Here is a 21,207-nt window from a genome sequence, read left to right on the forward strand (position 1 = left end):
CGTCGTCCTTACACGTTAAAGCGGAAGTGCACGACGTCGCCATCGGCCATGACATACTCTTTGCCCTCGATGCGCAGCTTGCCGGCAGCCTTGGCGCCCTGCTCGCCGCCAAGCTCGATGTAGTCGTCATAGCCAATGACCTCGGCCTTAATAAAGCCGCGCTCAAAGTCGGTATGGATGACACCGGCAGCCTGCGGGGCGGTCGCGCCCTGACGCACCGTCCAGGCCTTGACCTCCATCTCGCCAGCCGTAAAGAACGACTGCAGGCCGAGCAACTTGTAGGCCGCCTGCGCGAGCACGTCCAGACCGGGCTGCTCCAGGCCCAAGCTCTCCAGGTAGTCGGCCGCATCCTCGGGATCGAGCTCGGAAAGCTCAGCCTCGATCTTGGCGCAGATGGGCAGCGGCTTGACGCCGTCGATGGGCGCCAGGTCGTCGTTGAGCATGTCCTCGTCTACGTTGGCCACATACAGGATGGGCTTCATGGTGAGCAGGAACAGGCCCTTGGCAGCGGCGCGCTCCTCGTCGGTCATCTCCATGGATGCGGCGCGTTTGCCCTCGTTGAGCCAGGCGAGTAGGCGCTTGGCAACCTCGAACTTGGGCATGAGTTCCTTGTCGCGCTTGGCCTCCTTCTCGAGCTTGGGCAGCTGCTTCTCGAGCGTGCCCATATCGGCCAGGATGAGCTCGGTCATGATGGTGTCGGCGTCACCGGCGGGATCGACGAACTCACCCGTGCGGCCCACCTCGCGCATGACGTTGGGGTCCTTAAAGTAGCGCACGACCTCGCAGATGGCGTCGGTCTCGCGGATGTTTGCCAGGAACTGGTTGCCCAGGCCCTCGCCCTCGTTGGCACCCTTCACCAGGCCCGCGATGTCGACAAACTCAACCGTAGCCGGCACAATGCGGCCCGGGTTAACGATGTCGGCGAGCTTTTGCAGGCGGCTATCGGGCACATCGACGATACCCACGTTGGGGTCGATCGTGGCGAACGGGTAGTTGGCGGCAAGACCGGTCTTTTTGGTAAGCGCGGTGAACAGCGTCGACTTGCCTACGTTGGGCAGGCCCACGATACCGATGGAAAGGGACACGACAGCTCCTTTTGGTACAAGCATTTCAAACTGCATAAGTATAGCGCCGCCGCAGCATCTGGGCGAACCCAGACGCCACGGCGGCACGAATGAAGCAGAGATAGGGGTCGTTGGCTAGTCCGCGAGCTTCTCAACCTGGTCGAGCATCTTATCGAGCTTGGCCTTTGCCTCGGCCTTGACCTTCTGGGCTTCTTCGTGGGCCTTCGCCTTCTGGGCGGCCTTTTCCTCGGCTTCGGGATCGACGACGACCAGATTGGACGCGTCGTGCTCAACCAACTTGAGCGCATGCTCAGGGCACACCTTGACACAGGCACCGCAGCCCAAACAATACGTGGACTCCAACGCAAAGCGGCCGCTTCCCACCAAATCGCAGGCGAACGTGGGACATACATTGACGCACTCGCCGCACGACGTGCACTTGTCAAAGTCGCACTCCGGCGTACTCACCTGCATGTTTTGGGCAAGCTCGGGGTGGTTTTGCAGCGTTGAGAGCACCAGCTGTCGACCGTGCGTGAGCGAACGGCGACGCTTGGTCGTCGTGGTGCCGCACATGGTGTTGAGCGTACGCTCCAGCTGGGTAATCTGATGGCGATGGGCCTTCAACTTCTGCGTCACCGAGGCCAGCGCCGCCGTCGCCGGGTTGAGTTTGGTCACCGTCAGACCCGTGGTGCGGGCGATCTTTTCCATGTACTCCTTGCGCTCGTACTCGCGGCGCTTATGGCACTTGAGGCTCTTGGGATCGACCTCCAGACCCATGCCCGTGCCCGCCCACTCCTCGGCGGTAGCAATGGCCTCGCCCAGGATATCCTCGCCACCGGTGTTACGGCACTTATCGCACACGCCCAGCGGCAGGTACACGCTCACGTTGGGATAATCGGCCAGCACCGAGAACCAGGTCTCGGCCGTAATATCGCCCACACAGGCGACAACAACCTCGTTCTCGCGCGGCATGCGCTTAAGGGCACGCGTGCAGGTAACGTAGGCGGTCTCGTGGCTCGTAGCAGCAGAGACGATGTCGTCATACAGGTTTTTGGGCGCCAGGCGCGGCGAGATGATCGCCTCGGTCGGACAGGCAGCGGCGCACAGGCCGCACTTGCGACAGGTATCGAGGATCTCGATGGCGTCTTCCTCGACCTCGATGGCGTTGACCGGGCACACGTCCATGCACGCGGTGCAGCCGCTCTTTTCGTTTTTGCAGGTCAAGCATGGAATGGTGTTGCCGCGCGGACGCTCCTTGTAGTCGGCAGGATTCCACTGCGGCGCCGACGGATCGAGTGCGTCGGTCACACCGCCAAGCGGGTTTTTAAGAAAGTCGAAACCCTTGCTGATCTCGATAATGTCATCAAACAGATCGTGTTCCTGCGCCATGCGCGGCCCCTCCCTGAGCAGTGCAAACAAGCAAGAAATAATGATACGCCATCGGCCCGTGCCTCGAGCAAATTACACGCGGAGCACCTTTGGGACAAATAGCCTATGGCCTATCGCCGCCTCGATTGCACAAGGTCAATCAAGCGCCAAACTATGCCTCGCACATGAGCTGCACGAGCTTTTGTTTGGTCACCTTGGCCTGCTCGTTGGCCATATTACGCTCGTTTCTAAAGACCGCATTTGCAACACCCTGCAGATCGGCATCGGAAATCTCGCCAAGGCCCAGATCCTCGAGCGTCGTCGGCAGACCAACACGCTGGCAAAACTCGAACACCTGATCAAGCTCGGGTGCACGCTCCAGACGAAGCTGAACCACCAGGCCAAACGCCACGGCCTCGCCGTGCATGGCCTTGCACTCAGGCAGAATCGTTAGACCGTTGGCGATGGCATGCGCCAACGCCAAGCCACCGCTCTCAAAGCCGACGCCCGAGAGCAGAATATTGCACTCGATCAGGCGCTCAACCGCCGGCGATGTACGCCCCTTTTTGAGATCGCGCTTGGCAGCGACGCCGCATTCCATAAGCGTGTCGTAGCAGGCACGTGCCGCGACCAGTGCCAAGTGCCCCGGCGCGCCACCGTGCTCGTTGGCGCCGTGCGCCGCGGCGCACGAACGCGCCTCGAAGTACGTTGCCAGCGCATCGCCCATACCAGCGACCGTCATACGCAGTGGGGCCGCCGCGACCACGTTGGTATCGACCACGACCAGGTCTGGATTCTTCTCGAGCATCAGGTAGCGGTCGAACGACCCATCCTCGTGATACAGCACCGAAATCGCGCTGCACGGACCGTCCATCGAAGCCGCCGTGGGGCATACGCACAACGGCAGCTCGGCATAAAACGCTACTGCCTTGGCGATATCGAGCATCTTGCCGCCGCCAATGCCTACCACCATGTCGCAATACTCAGCCTGGGCTTCCTGAGCCATTTCGACAACGGCCTCTTCCGTACACGGACCGTCATAAATCTTAAAGAACGGCTCGCTTAGATCTTCGTCCAGAAATCCATCGACAATCTGCCTGCACAGCCGATCCTCGGTGCCCTGGTCAAACAAGACATAGGCAGCACAGCCCAACCATGACAAATACCTGCCCTGACGCGAAAGTTCGCCCGGCCCCTGAACATACCGGCCGGGACCGCCATAAACCATAGGAAGCGCCATACGAGAATCCGCCCTTCATCAAACAACGATTGGTGCAAAGTAACCTGACCCCTTTGCACCAACTTGGTGCGATGGGGTCAGGTTAGTTTGCACCATAGCAAAAAGGGGCAAAGCCATCTGTTGGCTTTGCCCCTTCCTTAGCTTGATTTACTCATCCATGAGATAGTAGTGGCCCAGCGCGTCGGCACCCAGGATGGCGTTTGCGACCATCTCGGGCGTCACCTCAAACGGCATGTTGCACATGGTGTCCTCGGGCGCGCAAGCGGCCTCGGCAACGACCATGGCCTGCTCGCGCGTAAGCTCGGCAACGCCAAGTTCCTTCATCGTAACCGGCAGGCCCAGCTCAATGCAGAAGCCCAAGACTTCCTCGAGTTTCTCAGTCGGAGCATCCTCGAGTACCAGCTGGACGATGGTGCCAAAGGCGACCTTCTCGCCGTGATACATGCCATGGCACTCGGGCAGCATCGTCAGGCCATTGTGGATGGCATGAGCAGCAGCAAGACCCGAGCTCTCAAAGCCAATGCCCGAAAGCAGCGTATTGGCCTCGATGATATGCTCGACGGCAGGCGTGAGCGCACCCTTCTCCAGCGCGACCTTGGCCTTGACGCCATCGGCCATAAGCGTCTCGTAGCAAAGCTTGGCGAGCGCCAGACCGGCCATGCCGCCCTTGCCGCCAGCGCAGGTGCCACCGTCGGCATCATGCGTCGCCTGGGCCTCAAAGTAGGTTGCGAGCGCATCGCCCATACCGGAAACCGTCAGGCGCACCGGGCTCGCCGCGATAACCGTCGTATCCATCAGGACAATGTTGGGGTTTGCCTTAAGGAAGAGATATTTATCGAACTGGCCATCGTCGGTGTAGAGCACCGAAAGCGCCGAACACGGGGCATCGGTCGAAGCAATGGTGGGGCAAATGATAACCGGGGACTCCAGGTAATAGGCGACGGCCTTCGCGGTGTCGAGGATCTTGCCGCCACCGACGCCGACGATGATGTCGCAACCGTTGTCGCGAGCAAGCGCAACCAGGCGATCGACCTCGCCCTTGGAGCACTCGCCGTTAAAGTCCTCAAACAGCAGCTCGGCCTTAGCCTCGGCAAAACCGCCCTCGATCTTGGCACCGACGCGCTTCTTGCCCGAAGGCGTCACGATGACGAGGGCCTTAGCGCCGAGCGGCTCGACATAGGAGCCGAGCTTGGCGAGCTCGTCCGGACCCTGGATGTACTTGCTGGGGCTATTGAAAATTGCAGCCATAACTATCCCATTCTCTAAAAGAAAAAAGAAAGGGGCTCCGTACAGATACGTGCGGAGCCCCTCGTTACGATAACAAGAGTCGATTAGAAATCGATGTCGGTGTCGTAGTAGCAGGCCTTGAGGATCTTCTCGAAGTCGGCAGCCTTGGTCTCACGCGGGTTCTCGGGCGTGCAGGCGTCGGTCTCGGCGTTCGCAGCGATCTCGGGCAGCTTGGCGAGGAACTCCTCCTCGGAAACCATCTGCGGGTTCTCGGCGTCGACCTTCACGCCACCATTCGCGTAATCCTTGATGGACTGCGGAATGTTGAGCTGGTCGTTGAGATCGCGAATCTTCTGGACGAGCGCAGCGATGAGCTCCTCGTTGGTCTCGCCGGGAAGGTGCAGAATCTCCTTGGCCACGTAAGCGTAGCGCTCGGCAGCACGGGGATCCTTGGAGTTCCACTGGATTACCTTGCCCAGGTACATGGCGTTAGCGGCACCGTGGATGATGTGGCCGTTCTCGAAGGCAGCACCGGTCTTGTGAGCCATGGAGTGAACGATGCCGAGCAGGCCCGAGGAGAAGGCGATACCGGCGATGCACTGAGCCTCGTGCATGTGCTGACGGGCCTCATGGTCGCCAGCATAGGACTTGGGCAGCCACTCGACGATCTCGCGGATGCCGTGCAGGGCGTTGGCGTCGGTGAACATAGAGGCGCAGGTGGAAACGTAGGCCTCCATGCAGTGGGTCAGAGCATCCATGCCGGTGTGGGCGCACAGCTTGGCGGGCATGGTGTAGGTGAGCTCGGGATCGACGATGGCGACATCAGGGGTGATGTTGAAGTCGGCCAGCGGGTACTTGATGCCCTTGGCGTAGTCGGTAATGACGGAGAACGCGGTGACCTCGGTAGCGGTGCCGGAGGTAGAGGAGATGGCGCAGAAATGAGCCTTCTGACGCAGCTCGGGGAAGCTGAACGGCTGGATGATGTTGTCGAAGGACTCCTCGGGATACTCGTAGAAGACCCACATGGCCTTAGCGGCATCGATGGGCGAGCCGCCGCCGATGGCGATAATCCAGTCGGGCTCGAACTCGCGCATGGCCTCGGCGCCCTTCATGACCGTCTCGATGGACGGGTCGGACTCGACGCCCTCGAACAGCTTGACCTCCATGCCGGCCTCTTTGAGGTCGGCCTCGACGTCCTGCAGGAACCCGCCGCGGCGCATGGAGCTGCCGCCAGAAACGATGATGGCCTTCTTGCCCTTGAGGTTCTTCACCTCGTGGCGAGCGCCCTCACCAAAGTACAGATCGCGAGGATTGGTAAAACGTCCCATACTGTGCCTCCTAAACAAGCCCCTCTTAGACTTGCGTATATAACGGAGCACCCGATTGGCTCCGTTAGGACCGTTTTGCGCGTTGCCGGCGATGACAATGCGCGATGTCCAAACGTCTCAACGCTCAGACAAACACTATTCTACCGTTCTGGTTGGTCAGTTATTCACCTAAAGCCGACAATGATGAAACGTTTTTTCTATCCCTGAAGACCCTTGTGGGGCATTCATACTCCCAAGCTGGGCAAACGTTTTATCAAGGTTGACCACATATCCCGGGCAGGACGGTGCTCCTCCAAAATGTGCCCCGTTCGCCGCCAAAAATCGACCGTTTGCGGCACCGTGATACCACTCGGTCGTCCAAGGTGCCGACATTTGTGCGACATCCGTCTTCGTGGTGCAAAGGTGCAAGTCCAAGTGCGGCACCCCCGGTGTGCCATATGCGGGTAAACTAGAACCTTATATAGAGACATTTGAACCCTAACCGCAGCAAAGGAGGCCCCATGGCATTCGATCCCATTCAAGAGGATTGCCATCGCCTCGTTCTTGAGGCCTTGCGCCGCGACAATATCCCGCTCACCGACGGTGCCGCCGTAGAGCGTCTGATGGAACAATTCACCCGCAACCCTGCACCGCTCATCGTGCACGACCGCGACCGCGCCGGGCACCTCATTGCCAAGGTGGTCGAGGCTGTCGACTACCGCATCCCCTTTATCCCCGACGACGCCCAGGCAGAGCAAGAAGAAGCCGCAGCCGAGAACATGCTCCGCGAGGCAGCCGCGCTCGATCCGGCCAACTGGGATGCCCAGCGCATGCTGACGGCGCTCACCGCCGAATCCAACGAGGAATACGTACAGTACCTGGTGTCCAAGTGCGATGAAGTCGAGCATGACCTTGCGCTCAAGATCGCCTCGGCTCAGGACCCCTACGAGCGCGAGGCCGCTGGCGACCTCACGCGCCGCCCCTATCTGCGCTGGCTTGCCGCCTTGGCATCGCGCGCCCTCATTAGCGGCCGCTATCGCATGTCGCTCGAAGCCGCAAATCGCAGCTTGGACTTTGCGCCCAACGACCCCGCTGGTGTCCGCCACACCGCGATGCTCGCCATGGCAAAACTCGAATACCCCGCCGAGGAGCTCAAGCGCTTTCGCTCCGCTCACTCCGTGCCGTACCTCGCGAATACCCCGCTGCGCCGCCGCCCCAAAGATGCGGAGCGTGACTTGGACCCATGGACGCTCATCGCGCTGATGAGCGCTGCTTGGCGCGAGCTGGACTACGAGGGCGCCGAGCACTACTTGCGCATCCTTGCGCGCTCGTGTCCGCACGCAGCCGAGGCGCTCTACTTCCAAACCGAGTTTCCCGATGGCGTCTATGCCCGCGTCAACGTGGGTGCAGGCTCCACCGACGAGCTTGTCCTTGCGCTGTCCGAGGCGACGCCGGTACTGCAGGAGGGCCTGGGCGCCCCCGACAACGCCAGCTTTGCCGCCTGGATCGCCACCAACGACATCGTGCGTTCCCAGATCGACGAGCGCATCCTGCGCGCGGCCGAGCAGGGGCTTCCATTTAAGGGAGGGGACCTCTAATGGATCCGAGCGTCTACATCCCCGCCTACCTGGAGCGCACCTATCTGGCGTCGCACCCCGAGCTCACCGATGCAGCACGCGAGCTTGTCCATAACGACATTAGCGCGAATCCTCAAAAGTATGCGCAGGCCGAGCATGCCCAGGCACTGCTGTCCTATGCCGGCGTTCATCGCCACCTGCTCGACGAGCTCCATCGCATCGAGGACATGGGCAGCGACGAGGAGTTTGAGCAGACGCGCAACCGCCTGTTCGACGACATGCGCGACGAGCTGCTCAAGATCGTCCGCGTCGATGCGCTGGCCGTCGACGCGCAGCTGCTCGCCATCATCCTGGCCGACACGCCCGTTGACGCCTGCCTGGGCGACCTGATGAAGCTCGAGGCGACCACGGCCGATTACCTGCAGCAAAGCGTGCCCGGGTTCGACATGGAAGCCCCGCACTACTGGGCCAATAATGTTTTGGCCGACGGTGTCACCGCAGCGGACCTTACCGTAAGCGAGCCGGCTCTTATCGGGTGGCTTCACACACTCGAGGCCATCTCGCAGCTGTGCATGGCGAGCGCCCGCTACCGCGCTGCTGCCAACTACGCCCGCCGCGTCCTTAAGGCAGAAGGCTATCCCACCCGAGCTGCCGGCACCGTGTTGCTCGCCCTCGCTCGCCTGGAAGACCAGGACGGCTTTTTCGCCCTAGCGCACCAGCTCGAGGAACAGGCGGGAGCCGATGCACTCGAGAACTCTCCTTGGTACCTGCTCGCCCGCACGATCTTGCTGTTCAAAACGAACAAGATGCGCCCGGCGACGCGCGCGCTGCGTGAGTTCGCTAACCGCTGCGAGGGCGGCGCGTTCTTCTTGCTGAATCCCATGTACCAGACACCGTACCTTCCCTGCCGGCCCGAGCCACGCGATCCCTGGGATCTTTCGCACCAGGCCGTTTGGGAAGCGGACGGCATTATCTCGGACACTCCAGACTTTGCCCCCTGGGCCAATGCCTGCGAAGACGTGTCGCAGCTTGCCCAGGAATTTGCGCGCCGCTACGGTTTTTAGTGACGCACTCGACCCGACCATATCGTTTACGTTAGGAACGGTTTCATGAATCTCCGCTCATCTCTTGCCTGCACCTCGAGCGATATCGCCCGCTGGGGGCTGCGCTCCGTCCTTAAGCGCCAGGGCGGCGTACTTCCCGGCCGCATCGCCATGAAGATCGACCCCGAGTTGCTGAGCGACCTCGCCGGCCTTGTCGACCGCAGCGTAGTGATTACCGGTACTAATGGCAAGACCACCACCTCCAACCTCATCGCTGACGCCGTTGCTGCCAGCGGCGCTACCGTGGTGTGCAACCGTGCCGGCAACAATATGGAGCCTGGTGTGGTGGGTGCTCTGCTCGAGGCCCGCGGCGGCCTTAAGCACACCAGCAGCGGCAAGCGCGTGGGCGTTTTTGAGTGCGACGAGCTCTACACCGTACGCGTTCTGCCCAAGCTCAAACCGACGTACTTTGTGCTGCTCAACCTGTTCCGCGACCAGCTAGACCGCTACGGCGAGATTGACCATACCCAAGACGTCATCGCCCATGCGTTGGAGCTCTCTCCGACGACAACGCTCATCTACAACGCCGACGATCCGCTGTGCGCCTCGATCGCCGCACGCGTCCCCAACACGGGCATCGCCTTTGGCATCGACGGCGCCACGGGCACCGAGTCCGATCGCATTAGCGACTCGCGTTTTTGCTCGCAGTGCAACGCGCCGCTGGAGTATGACTACGTGCAGTACGGCCAGCTCGGAGCCTATCATTGTCCTTCGTGCGGATGGGAGCGTCCCGCGCTGGTCCGTCGCGTGACGGGCGTGGAGCTCGGCTGCGACGGCTACGGCTTTGACCTGGTCTTTGGACCTGCGCCCGACGCTGCTGCTGCACACATCGCCACACGCTACAACGGCCTGTACATGGTCTATAACGTTGCCGCCGCCTTCTTTGCGGCGCGCGAGCTGGGCGTGGACGCGGCACATCTGCAGCCCACGCTCGATGCCTACGTCCCCGCCGGCGGACGCATGGGCCGCTGGGATATTGCCGGCCGCACCGTCGAGGCAAACCTGGCAAAGAATCCCGTAGGCTTCGATCGACAAATCCAGTCCATCAAGACAGCAGGCGGCAGACTCTGCGCTTTCTTCCTCAACGACAACGATGCTGACGGCCACGATGTATCGTGGATCTACGACGTCGACTTCGAGCGCATCGCCGACACGCCGGGTCTTGTCGCCTTTGCCGGCGGCACGCGCGCGCACGACATGCAGGTGCGCCTCAAGTACGCCGGCATCGATGCCACGATTATCTCGAATGTCGAGCAGGCGATTGGTGCCGTGGCAGACGAGGCCGCCGGCGACACTTTCTATGCCGTCGCCAACTACACGGCCTTTCCGCCGCTGGTCAAGGAACTCGACGGGCTGAAGGGTGCCGATGCAGCCACGGTTGCTGCCCGCGCCGTAGTCCGTGCCGACGGCAGCGCTCTTCCTGTCGGCATCGCGCCGGTCGAGCTTTCGCGTCCCCTGCGCATCGTCTACCTGTATCCCGATGCCCTTAACCTCTACGGTGACGGCGGCAATGTTATCGCGCTCGAGCGCCGCTGCGCCTGGCGTGGCATTCCCGTGCGCGTGGACGAGGTCCGCATGGGCGAGACGCTTGATTTGGCCGATGCCGATATCGTCATGATGGGCGGCGGCTCCGACCGCGACCAGCTAGCCGTGGCACACGAGTTGCTCGCCCAAAAAGACAAGGTCGCGGCCTATGTTGAGGTTGGCGGCACACTGCTTGCCATCTGTGGCAGCTATCAGCTGCTCGGCCGTTCGTACTATATGGGCGAGGATCGCATTGAGGGTCTGGGCGTCATTGCCGCCGAGACTGTGCGCGGCTCCGACCGCCTGATCGGCAATGTCGCCGTCACGACCGACCTGGCGCCCGAGCCCTTTGTGGGATTCGAGAACCACGGCGGCCGCACCCTGCTCGACGCAGAGGCGATGCCGCTCGGAACGTCCGTCGTCGCGGGCACCGGCAACAACGGCGACGATGGCTTTGAGGGCCTGATCTACAAGGGCGTCATCGGCACGTATCTACACGGACCGGCACTGCCCAAGAACCCCGAGCTTGCCGACTGGCTCATTACCCACGCCCTCGAGCGCCGCGGCGATGCGCAGGCCACAGCCCTGCTGCCGCTCAAGCCCCTCGACGACACCTACGAGCACGCCGCCCACGACGCCGCCATGAAGCTCCTCCCCTAGCACCCCACCACCACAAAGGGGACAGGTACCTTTGTGGTGGTTTTCCAGTTTGCCAACGATATACGCGCCGGCAAAAAAGTCTGCTATACTCTTTCCCGCTGTCCCCATCGTCTAGCGGCCAAGGACGCCACCCTTTCAAGGTGGATATCGCGGGTTCGAATCCCGCTGGGGGCACCACAGAATCTGAGAAGCCCGTTACCAATTCGGTGACGGGCTTTTTGCTACCCATACGCCGGGATTCGAACCCCGAAGGCATAAAATCACACTGTCATCCAAGGGCCCGTGGACAAAAAATAGCAAATATGAGTACTGTTACCAATTTAGTAACAGCGATTTCATGCCATCAGAAGGCGATTTGGACACAAGGCGTCCTACGGCGGAGGAATTGCAGGCATTTATCAGCTAAGTACTTGGACATATGTTGCGTAACACTGCATATTTTACAAAAAGATAATGCTACAGGGCTTGTGACAGTACTCATATTTGACGTTTTTTGCCCACGACCCCTTATTGTGTGGGCGAATCAGTTGCAAAGCGGGATCCAAAGCGTCCTTCGCAAACAAATAGCCGGGGCCCGCGCGATGCGGACCCCGGCTCAATACCGTGACGATATGTCAGTTACGCTCTACACGTAGAACAGGATGTCGTCGTAGGTCGGGACCGGCCAGTAGTCGGCGGCCACGATCTCCTCCATGGCGTCCACGGCAGCACGCAGCGTATCCATAGCGGGAACGACCTCGTGCGCGTACACGTTGGCCTGCTCCTGGCCATCGAGAGCCTCGGCCTTCTGATGTACGGCGTCGAGCGCCTTGATGGAGTCGTTGATGGCGGTGATACCGTTGCAGAGCTTGTTGAGCGTGTTCTGCTCGCACTGCATGGCGGCCTCAGCACCGGCGGCACGAATAGTCTCAAGGCCCTTAGCGACCTTGGTAGCATAGGCGGTAATGACCGGGCGATAGGTACGACGCGCCTCGCGAACCATCGTGGTAGCCTCGATGTTCATGAGCTTGTTGTACTTCTCGAGCTTGCAGTCATAGCGGCACTGAGCCTCGGCCTTGGTCAGGACGCCCGTCTCCTCAAAGAGCGCAATGGCCTTATCGGAAACAAAGGCGGGAAGAGCGTCGGCCGTGGTCTTGTTGTTGGCAAGGCCGCGCTTCTCGGCCTCGATGGGCCACTCGTCAGAGTAACCGTCGCCGGAGAACAGGATGCGCTGGTGATCGGTCAGCACCTTCTTGCAGTACTCGAGCGCGGCGTCCTGGAACTTATCCTCGGGCGTACCCTCGAGTGCGTCGGCGAAGGACTTGAGCGACTTGGCCACGGCGGCATCGAGCACCAGGTTGGAGTCGGAGACGTTCTGCTCGGAGCCGCAGGCACGGAACTCGAACTTGTTGCCGGTGAAGGCAAACGGGGAGGTGCGGTTGCGGTCGGTGTTGTCCTGCATCAGCTTGGGCAGGGTATCGGCGCCCAGGTCAAGCACGCCGCGCGTGGCATGGACGGAAGCCTTGCCATCGATGATCTTCTCGACGACCTCGGTGAGCTGGTCGCCCAGGAAGATGGACATAATCGCCGGAGGAGCCTCGTTGGCGCCCAGACGATGATCGTTGCCGGCCGAGGCAACGGAGGCACGCAGGAGTTCCTGATAGTTATCGACGGCCTCGATCACCGCGGTGAGGAAGACGATGAACTGCAGGTTGTCGAGCGGGGTGTCGCCCGGGTCGAGCAGGTTCTCGGACTCGGTGCCAAGCGACCAGTTGTTGTGCTTGCCCGAACCGTTGATGCCCTCGAAGGGCTTCTCGTGCAGCAGGCAGACCAAGTCGTGGCGGGAGGCGATGAGCTTCATCTTCTCCATCATGACCAGATTCTGGTCGATGGCCTCGTTGACCTCGCCGTAGACAGGGGCGAGCTCATGCTGGCAGGGAGCGACCTCGTTGTGCTTGGTCTTGGCAGGAATGCCAAGCGCCCACAGTTCATCGTCCAGGTCCTTCATATAGGCCGAGACGGTGGGGCGGATAGCGCCAAAGTAGTGCTCCTCGAGCTCCTGGCCCTTGCAGGGGGCAGCGCCAAAGAGGGTGCGACCGGTGATGACCAGGTCCCTGCGCTTGCGGTAAGCGTCCTTCTTGATCAGGAAGTACTCCTGCTCATCGCCCACGGAAGGAACGACCTTCTTGGGGGTCTTGCCAAACAGCGCCAAAACGCGCTTGGACTCACGCGAGAGCGCAGTCATGGAACGCAGCAGCGGGGTCTTCTTGTCCAGGGCCTCGCCCGTGTAGGAGCAGAAAGCCGTGGGGATGCACAGGACATCGTCCTTGATAAAGGCGGGGCTGGTGGGATCCCAAGCGGTGTAGCCACGGGCCTCGAAGGTGGCACGCAGGCCGCCGTTGGGGAAGCTGGAAGCATCGGGCTCGCCCTGGATGAGGTTCTTGCCCGTAAACTTGGTAATGGCGGTGCCGTCGTGGTTGGGCTCGAGGAAGCTGTCGTGCTTCTCGGAAGTAATGCCCGAAAGCGGCTGGAACCAGTGCGCGTAGTGTGTCGCGCCCTTGGAGATGGCCCAGACCTTCATGGCATGGGCAACGGCGTTGGCCACATCCAGGTCGAGCGGCTCACCGTCCTCGAGGGTTGCAGCAAGGCGCTTCCAAATGTCCTTGGGGAGGTAGTCCTTCATGACTTCCTCAGAGAACACCATGGTCCCGAAGCGGTCAGTAAGTTCGGCCATACGGAACTCCCTTCGTATCGGCACCGCGTGAGAAGCGGTGTTGATTACTAACGAACGAGTCATAGATTAGGCTCGTCGTGTTTCCGCAACATTACCGTTATGTTGCTGTCACGAAACCAATCAATGAGGTTACCGCATCGCGGCGGCGTTGCCGCCCTCAACAGCCAATCAACTGTATAAATTGCAGACCTCTCCCCATGGTTTAAGGGTAGTCAATTTGGGATGGGGCTCTATTAACTGGTATTTCGCATCAGATACCAGTCTTTATAGCCCCATCCTAGATTGACCGCTCTGCTATAGGGAATGTCGATAGCAAGGCATCTTTGATTGGTATCCCCGAATAGCGAGTGAAACTCCACCGTGACACAGTGGTGCTGTAGAATCCTTACAACACATCACACTATTACGTATCTAAAGGAGCACGATATGCGCGTCGACGAGGTTTTTAAGCAGGCAGCATCCCAGGGCACCGCACCCGTTTCGTTTGAGATGTTCCCGCCCAAGGGCGAGCTTACCCTCAACACGGCTCGCGAGGTGGCAGGCAATCTGTGCAAGCTTTCGCCGAGCTTTGTCTCGGTCACCTGCTCTGCCGGCGGCTCGGGCAACGGCGCCACCACCGCCCCCATCGCGCATATGATTACGAGCGAATTCAATACGCCCTCGGTGGCGCACCTTACCTGCGTGGGCCGCTCGCACGCCGATATCGTCGCCAAGATCGACGAATACCGCTCCGCCGGCGTAGAAAACATCCTGGCCCTGCGCGGTGATCTGCCCACTGGCGCGACCGAGGATGACAAGCCCGCCTCGGACTACGCCTACGCCCGTGACCTCATCCCCGAGCTTGTCGACGCCGGCTTTTGTGTGGGCGCCGCGGCCTACCCCGAGGGCCACATTGCCTGTGAGGACCTCAACGCTTCGGTCGAATACCTCAAGCAAAAACAGGACGCCGGCGCGAGCTTCTTTGTGACGCAGCTCTTCTTTGACAACGAGTGCTTCTACCGCTTCCGCGAGCTTGCCGACAAGGCGGGCATCACCGTGCCCATTACCGCGGGCATCATGCCGTTTATGGGCAAGTCGCAAATCAGCCGCATGGTCTTTATGTGCGGCGCGTCGCTGCCCTCCCCCGTCATCAAGATTCTCGCCAAGTACGAGAACGACCCCGAGAGCCTGCAGGCAGCCGGTGTAGATTATGCCGCCCGTCAGCTTTGCGACCTCAAGGAGCACGGTGCCGCCGGTCTGCACCTGTACACTATGAATCGTCCTGCGATCGCCGCGACCATTATGGAGCGCCTAGGGTAATGGAAAAACCGCACATCGATACAACCGTTGTTGAAGTGCCGGCCGACCTTGCGTCGCCGGCGCTTTACCGTATCGACGCTGCCCACCACCCTCGTGTCGACCGTGCCGAGATGCTGCGGTATCTGGGCTACGGCGGCCAGCAGATTGAGCCCGAGCTGTCCCGACGAATTGAGCTTGTAGTCGAGCGCCTAGAGCTGGATATCGAGCCCCGCGGCGTGCGACGCGTGTTTGCCGTCGATGCCGCGGGCGTCGACGAGCAGGGCGAGCCCTGCATCCGCTTGGTTGGCACCAATGTTAAGCTGCGGGGTCGTGATATCTATCGCCACCTTAAGGACGCCCGCCTTGCCGCACTCATGGCATGCACCCTCGGCATGGACGCCGAGCGTCGCCTGCGTACCACGGGAGCCCAGCAGCCCCTGGAGGGAGCCGTGCTCGACGCCGCATGCTCTGCCTATGTAGAAGCCGCCGTTGAGCAGATGGACCAGCAGGTTAAGGCTGCGGCCGCCGCACACGGACTCGCCGGTAACTGGCGCTTCAGTCCCGGCTACGGCGACTGCCCGCTTACGGCACAGCGCTCAATCGTGGACGCGCTCAACGCCACGCGGCTCATCGGGCTTACCGTCACCCCCACCAGCCTGCTCATGCCCACCAAGAGCGTGACCGCGGTGATCGGTCTGTTTGACGGCGAAGTCCACGACGCCCAGAGCCGCCCCACCTGCAATATCTGCCGCATGCGTGAGCACTGCCGCTTCCGCGCCGCCCACACCACCTGCTATTCCAGCCATTAGGAGCCATCGATGTTTACTCCGCTTATCACCCATGATTTCGACGGTACCGCGCTGGCGGCGCCCGTCAATACTGCGCGTTGTAACGGCGCCACGTACAAGACGCGCACGATCGACGACCTGCACATTAAGGACGATCGCCTGCGCGCCGCCATCAAGGGCACCGGGCACCTGCTGTTCGACGGCGGCATGGGCACCATGCTGCAGGCGGCCGGCATGAAGGCCGGCGCCCTGCCCGAGCTGCTCAACTTTGAGGAGCCCCAGGTCATCACCGATATTCAGCGTCAGTACGTCGACGCCGGCTGTGACGTGATCACCGCCAACACCTTTGGTGCCAACGCCCACAAGCTCGACGGCGCCGCCACCGTTGCAGACGTCTTTGCCGCGGCCGTCACCTGCGCCCGCGTGGCCGGCGCCCGCTACGTCGCCGGCGACATCGGCCCCATCGGCGCCCTGCTGCGCCCCCTGGGCACCCTCAGCTTTGACGAGGCCTACGACCTTTTTGCCGAGGAGGTGCGCGCCGGCGTCGCTGCGGGCGTCGACCTCTTTATTATCGAGACTATGACCGATCTTGCCGAGATCAAGGCGGCAGTCCTCGCCTGCCGCGAGAACTCCGACTTGCCCGTCTTTGCCACCATGACCTTTGAGGAAGACGGCCGCACCTTCTTGGGCACGAGCCCCGAGGTCGCCGCCATCACCCTCGACGCCATCGGCGCCGACGTCCTGGGCATCAACTGCAGCCAGGGCCCGGCCGAGCTCCGAGGACTCGCCGCGCGCATGCTCACCGTCACCGACAAGCCCGTTATGGTGCAGGCCAATGCGGGACTGCCCCGCGTGGACGATGACGGCAATACCGTCTTTGATATCCAGGCACCCGAATACGCCGAGGCCGTCGCCGGCATGATCGAGGACGGCGTGAGCGTCGTCGGCGGATGCTGCGGTACCACGCCGGCGCACATGGCGGCACTTCGCACCCTCATCGACAACCACACGCCCTGCACGCGTCACCGCAAGCCCAGCATGTCGGTCACGAGCGCCCAGACGGTCGTGGACCTCCCCTGCGACGGCCACAAGATCGCCGTCATCGGCGAGCGCATCAACCCCACCGGCAAAAAGCGCCTGCAGCAGGCCCTACGCGACGGCGACCTGGACTACGTCGTGAGCCAGGGCATCAGCCAGCAGGAGCAGGGCGCCGACATCCTGGACGTCAACGTCGGCCTGCCCGAGATCGACGAGGTCAAGGTCATCCAGCAAGCGACCGAGCAGCTCCAAGGCTCCACGCTGCTGCCACTGCAGATCGACTCCACCGACCCCGCCGCCGTCGAGGCCGCCGTGCGCCGCTACGCCGGCAAGCCCATCATCAACTCGGTTAACGGCAAGCAGCAGATCATGGACGAAATCTTCCCGCTGGTCGCCCACTATGGCACCAACGTCGTCGGCCTCACGCTCGACGAGGGCGGCATCCCCGATACCGCCGAGGCTCGCTTCGCCATCGCCGAGCGCATCGTGACCGAGGCCGCCCGCTACGGCATCGGCCCGGACCGCATCCTCATCGACTGCCTGGTCATGACCGCCTCGACCAACCAGCGCCAGGCTGAGCAGATCCTGCGCGCCATGTCTATGTGCAAGGAGCGCCTGGGCGTCAAATGCGCACTCGGCGTGTCGAACATCAGCTTTGGCCTGCCCGCTCGCCCGCTGCTGGGCTCGGTCTTTTTGGCTGCCGCTTTTGGCGCGGGCCTGGACGCCCCCATCATGAACCCAGGCTCCAAGCGCTTTATGGACACCGTCTACAGCTATCGCGTCCTGAGCGTTGAGGACGAGGGCTCGACCGGATACATCGAGCGCTATGCCGGCTGGACCGATCCGTACAAGATCGCCGCCAACCCGGCAGCGGCTCAGGCCGCATCGACCGACACCGTGCCCGCTGCTGGCACCGCTGGCACCGACGGCAACGACGACCCGATTCATCGCATGGTCGTCTCGGGCCGCAAAGGCGAGATCGCGGCCGAGACCGAACGCCTGTTGGCCGACCACGACGCCATGGACCTCATCAACAATCACTTTATCCCCGCCCTCGACGAGGTGGGCGTCCTCTTTGACCAGGGCAAGTTCTTCTTGCCGCAACTCATGGCCTCGGCCGAGGCCGCGCGCGTGGGCTTCGACACCATCAAGCGCCTGATGCCCGCCGGCGAGATTGCCGACAAGGGTAAGATCTGCGTGGCCACCGTCAAGGGCGACATCCACGATATCGGCAAGAACATCGTCAAGATGCTGCTCGACAACTACGGCTATACCGTCTTTGATCTGGGCCGCGACGTCGATCCGCAGGAAGTGCTCAAGACCGTCAAGGAGCGCGACATTAAGCTCGTCGGCCTCTCGGCGCTTATGACCACCACGGTCGTCGCCATGGAGGAGACCATCAAGTTGCTCCATGCCGAGGTTCCGGGCGTCAAGATCATCGTGGGCGGCGCCGTGCTCACCCCCGAATACGCCAAGCAAATCGGCGCGGACTACTACGCCAAGGACGCCGCCGAGAGCGCTCGTATCGCCGAAGAGGTCTTTGGGAAGTAACACAACGGAAACAACCGAGCACCAAAACGTGCCGCACGCGCCACTTGGCACGTGCGGCACGTTAGAATAGATAAGACTATGCTCGTTTTGGCAGATAGGAGCGCAAGGATGGCGATCACGCCCGCAGAAATCGCGGAAACCCGCGGCATGGTTGAGGAACAGAACCTCGACATCAGGACCATCACCATGGGTGTTTCGCTCATGGGTTGCGGTGACGAGAACCTCGACCGCATGTGCACGAAGATCTACGACCATGTGACGCACACGGCTGAGCATCTGGTCGAGACCGCCGAGAACCTCGAGCGCGAGTACGGTATCCCCATTGTCAACAAGCGCGTTTCCGTCACCCCGGTGGCGCAGATTGCCGCGTGCTGCAAGGATGAGGACCTCACCCCCATCGCGCATGCCCTCGACCGTGCGGCCGAGACGCTCGGCATCGATTACCTGGGCGGCTTCTCCGCACTCGTCCAGAAGGGCATCGGCGACGCCGACCGCCGCGTCATCCAGTCCATCCCCCAGGCGCTCGCCACCACGAGCCGCGTCTGCTCCAGCGTCAACGTCGCCAGCCTGCGTGCCGGCATCAACATGGACGCCGTACTCATGGCTGCGCAGACCATCATCGATGCCGCTAAACTCACGGCCGACCAGGATTCCGTCGGCGCTTCCAAGTTTGTCTGCTTTGCTAACATGGTCGAGGACTCCCCGTTTATGGCGGGTGCCGTCCACGGCGGTGGCGAGGCCGACGCCGTCATCAACGTGGGCGTCTCGGGCCCCGGCGTTATGGCCGCAGCCCTGGAGAAGCTGCCCGATTCCGCATCGATGATGGAAGTCGCCGAGAAGATTAAGCAGACTGCCTTTAAAATCACCCGTGCCGGCGAGCTCATGAGCCGCGAGGCCGCCCATCGTCTGGGTGTCGAGAAGGGCATTGTCGACCTGTCGCTGGCACCTACGCCTGCCATCGGCGACTCCGTTGCGCGCATCCTCGAGATTATCGGCGTGGGCATCTGCGGTGGCCCCGGCACGACCTGCGCGCTCGCCATGCTCAACGATGCCGTCAAGAAGGGCGGCGTCATGGCCAGCTCCAGCGTGGGCGGTCTCTCCGGCGCTTTCATCCCCGTGTCCGAGGACGCCGGCATGATCGCCGCCGTCGAAGCCGGTGCGCTTTCGCTCGAGAAGCTCGAGGCCATGACCTGCGTGTGCTCCGTCGGCCTGGACATGATCGCCATCCCCGGCGACACCCCGGTCGAGACCATCGCCGGCATCATCGCCGACGAGATGGCCATCGGCGTCATCAACAACAAGACCACGGCCGTCCGCGTGATTCCCGCCATCGGCAAGGGCGTGGGTGACTGCGTCGAGTACGGCGGCCTGTTCGGCCGTGCACCCATCATGCCGGTGAACCCCAACGCCGGCACCGTGCTTGCCCACCGTGGTGGACGCTTCCCGGCTCCGCTGAACTCACTGAAGAACTAGCCCAGGGATACGAGGCGAGGAGCCCCGGGGGGCAAATATATAAGGTCGCCTGCTCGGACAGTCCTGACTCGCACGGAGAGCACATTAAGTGCTCTCCGGCTCGTGCGGAACTCGCGATCGACCTTATATATTTGCCCTCCCCGGGGCTCCCGCACAACGGGACCTCGGTTGGGTTCTATCCCGGTTGCAGTTGCTTCGCTCCTGCACCACTTGGCTGGTGCGGCGTTTTGGCGTTGGAACGGTTCTTTTTCTGATATATGCTTGTTGCGGCTCTTCTTTTGGGAGGGGCCGCTTTTTTTGTTGTGTGAGGAGGTTGGCCCGTGGTTGATGGGGAGATTCGTTCTGAGCTGCTTGCTGCGGATTGGAATGGCGAATGGATGCGTCTGCAGGCCGCTCGGCATCGGGCTGATGATTCTTTTGAATGGGATAAGCGAGCTCGACATTTTCGACCTCTTGAGACTGCCCCTTATGCTCGGGATTTTATGAAATTGCTGGCTCTTGAGCCTGGTGAGTCGGTGCTCGATATGGGGTGTGGAGCTGGGTCGATTGCCATTCCGCTTGCTCAGGCTGGGCATCCTGTGATTGCTGCTGACTTTTCCCCTGCTATGTTAGGCACGCTTGATGCTGGTATTGAGTACTATGGGCTCGAGGATCGCATTACGCCGCTTGAGCTCGCTTGGGATGATGATTGGGATTTGGTTGGACCGGTCGCGAAAGCGGTGGATGTTGCCTTTGCCAGTCGGTCGGTTACGACGACCAATCTAAAAGATGCGCTTGCCAAGCTCGACCGCACGGCTCGTCGGCGTTGTGCTGTCACGATGGTCGCCAACTCCAGCCCGCGCTATGATCTGCACTTGATGAACGCTATCGGCGCCTCGGTTACCTGCAGTAATGGCTTTGTGTACGCCTTCAACATCCTCATTCAGATGGGTGCCCTGCCGCAGGTCACGTACTTTGAATCGCCGCGTCGCGATACCTTCGACAGCCTTGAAGCGGGCGTGGCGGACTTTTCCCGCATGCTTGAGCATGGCAACGAGGATAAGGTCGACCGTCTGCGCGACTACATCGCCCAACACATGATCGAGAATCCCCATGCCGGTGAGCCGGGCTCCAAGGGTGTGCCGCAGGGACGCTACATGCTCGACCACGTCCGCAAGGTCCGTTGGGCATTTATTGCATGGGATCCAGTCTCTGCGCCCAGCTCATAGCCTGTTCGCAGCCCACGCCGCCCACTCACTCGGCATCCGCATTCTTTTTGAACTGGGCAAACGCGCTCCACACCGCGCCGTTCCTGCG

General features: G+C 61.6%; 14 protein-coding genes and 1 tRNA gene. 9 read left to right on the forward strand and 6 right to left on the reverse strand.

Going from position 1 to position 21,207, the window contains the following annotated elements; all coding sequences use genetic code 11:
- Positions 1–8: 8 nt before the first annotated feature.
- From ychF to DXD16_RS04300, 5 genes are all read right to left on the reverse strand, one after another.
- Positions 9–1,085 carry a redox-regulated ATPase YchF gene (gene ychF, locus DXD16_RS04280; RefSeq protein ID WP_117655222.1) on the reverse strand — a complete coding sequence of 359 codons (1,077 nt, stop codon included), beginning with the start codon at positions 1,083–1,085 and terminating at the stop codon, positions 9–11.
- Positions 1,086–1,199: 114 nt separating this feature from the next.
- On the reverse strand, positions 1,200–2,453 hold the full coding sequence (locus tag DXD16_RS04285) for a 4Fe-4S binding protein (protein ID WP_117655223.1): 1,254 nt from the start codon (positions 2,451–2,453) through the stop codon (positions 1,200–1,202).
- A gap of 151 nt (positions 2,454–2,604) precedes the next feature.
- Positions 2,605–3,672: a glycerol dehydrogenase gene (locus tag DXD16_RS04290; RefSeq protein ID WP_117655224.1), complete on the reverse strand. Its 1,068-nt coding sequence runs from the start codon at positions 3,670–3,672 to the stop codon at positions 2,605–2,607.
- 147 nt (positions 3,673–3,819) lie between these two features.
- Entirely contained in the window at positions 3,820–4,920 is a 1,101-nt protein-coding gene (locus DXD16_RS04295; protein ID WP_117655225.1) for a glycerol dehydrogenase, read from the reverse strand.
- Between the two features lie 83 nt (positions 4,921–5,003).
- On the reverse strand, positions 5,004–6,227 hold the full coding sequence (locus DXD16_RS04300; RefSeq protein ID WP_117655226.1) for an iron-containing alcohol dehydrogenase: 1,224 nt from the start codon (positions 6,225–6,227) through the stop codon (positions 5,004–5,006).
- A 500-nt stretch (positions 6,228–6,727) separates the two neighbouring features.
- On the opposite strand from DXD16_RS04300, the gene DXD16_RS04305 reads away from it, so the two are divergent.
- From DXD16_RS04305 to DXD16_RS04325, 4 genes are all read left to right on the forward strand, one after another.
- Positions 6,728–7,804, forward strand: a complete 1,077-nt coding sequence (locus DXD16_RS04305) for a hypothetical protein (protein ID WP_117645898.1) — start codon at positions 6,728–6,730, stop codon at positions 7,802–7,804.
- Positions 7,804–8,847 (forward strand): hypothetical protein, encoded by a 1,044-nt coding sequence (locus DXD16_RS04310; protein WP_117655227.1) that lies wholly within the window; start codon positions 7,804–7,806, stop codon positions 8,845–8,847. The genes DXD16_RS04305 and DXD16_RS04310 overlap by 1 nt, the downstream gene beginning before the upstream one ends.
- A gap of 45 nt (positions 8,848–8,892) precedes the next feature.
- On the forward strand, positions 8,893–11,070 hold the full coding sequence (locus tag DXD16_RS10460; RefSeq protein WP_233502605.1) for a MurT ligase domain-containing protein: 2,178 nt from the start codon (positions 8,893–8,895) through the stop codon (positions 11,068–11,070).
- Between the two features lie 100 nt (positions 11,071–11,170).
- Positions 11,171–11,247, forward strand: a tRNA-Glu gene (locus DXD16_RS04325).
- Positions 11,248–11,695: 448 nt separating this feature from the next.
- Here the strand turns inward: DXD16_RS04325 and DXD16_RS04330 are convergent.
- Positions 11,696–13,783: a glutamine synthetase III gene (locus tag DXD16_RS04330; RefSeq protein WP_117645902.1), complete on the reverse strand. Its 2,088-nt coding sequence runs from the start codon at positions 13,781–13,783 to the stop codon at positions 11,696–11,698.
- Positions 13,784–14,209: 426 nt separating this feature from the next.
- Here DXD16_RS04330 and DXD16_RS04335 point away from each other — a divergent pair, with 426 nt between their 5' ends.
- The 5 genes from DXD16_RS04335 to DXD16_RS04360 all read left to right on the forward strand — a co-directional run bounded on the left by DXD16_RS04335 (position 14,210) and on the right by DXD16_RS04360 (position 21,119).
- Positions 14,210–15,082 (forward strand): methylenetetrahydrofolate reductase, encoded by an 873-nt coding sequence (locus DXD16_RS04335; RefSeq protein WP_117640110.1) that lies wholly within the window; start codon positions 14,210–14,212, stop codon positions 15,080–15,082.
- Entirely contained in the window at positions 15,082–15,870 is a 789-nt protein-coding gene (locus DXD16_RS04340) for a hypothetical protein (RefSeq protein ID WP_117655228.1), read from the forward strand. Before DXD16_RS04335 ends, DXD16_RS04340 begins: the two co-directional genes overlap by 1 nt.
- Positions 15,871–15,879: 9 nt before the next feature.
- Complete coding sequence (locus DXD16_RS04345; protein WP_199408100.1) at positions 15,880–18,438, forward strand: homocysteine S-methyltransferase family protein; 2,559 nt, start codon at positions 15,880–15,882, stop codon at positions 18,436–18,438.
- A 108-nt stretch (positions 18,439–18,546) separates the two neighbouring features.
- Positions 18,547–19,911, forward strand: coding sequence for a PFL family protein (locus DXD16_RS04350; protein WP_117655229.1), 1,365 nt, complete (start codon positions 18,547–18,549; stop codon positions 19,909–19,911).
- 482 nt (positions 19,912–20,393) lie between these two features.
- Positions 20,394–21,119, forward strand: coding sequence for a methyltransferase domain-containing protein (locus DXD16_RS04360; protein ID WP_117655231.1), 726 nt, complete (start codon positions 20,394–20,396; stop codon positions 21,117–21,119).
- Positions 21,120–21,207: the final 88 nt, after the last annotated feature.

This window comes from Collinsella sp. TF11-5AC (assembly GCF_003436775.1).
Classification (GTDB): Bacteria; Actinomycetota; Coriobacteriia; order Coriobacteriales; family Coriobacteriaceae; genus Collinsella.